This is a genomic window from Microbacterium sp. K35, assembly GCF_004794375.1.
In the GTDB taxonomy this organism is placed as follows: domain Bacteria; phylum Actinomycetota; class Actinomycetes; order Actinomycetales; family Microbacteriaceae; genus Microbacterium; species Microbacterium sufflavum.
Genome location: NZ_SSDM01000297.1, coordinates 1 through 430 on the forward strand (window position 1 = coordinate 1; position 430 = coordinate 430).

Below are 430 nucleotides of genomic sequence, written 5' to 3' on the forward strand. Positions count from 1 at the left end.
TCCCCGGCCGACGGTGCCGCGCGCGTGACGGCCGGGGTCAACGCCATCGCCAACGGCGACCCCGCACTCGGCTGGCCAGGAACGGTCGCCCTGGTCGCCCCGGAGGGTGCCCCCGCGCTCGTCGCCGGCACGCAGGCGCTCCAGGCCGGAACCGCCCAGCTCAGCGCCGGAGCGACGAAGCTCACGCAGGGCCTCGGCACGCTCTCGACCGGTGCTTCCACGCTGCACGCCGGCACCGTGCGACTCGACGACGGCGCCGGGCGGCTCGACGAGGGCGCCAGCACCCTGGCCACCGGCATCGGCACGCTGCAGTCCGGCGCGAGTGCCCTCCACACGGGCATGGGCGAGCTGAGCGCCGGAGCCGACGCGGTCGCGGACGGATCGGGCGACCTGGCCGCGGGCGGCGGGACGCTCGAAGCGGGCGCGGCCA

At 77.9% G+C, this 430-nt stretch carries 1 pseudogene; it reads left to right on the top strand.

Annotation, left to right across the window (positions count from 1 at the left end):
* Positions 1-430: pseudogene (locus DW299_RS11535) on the top strand (hypothetical protein); the annotation flags it as partial.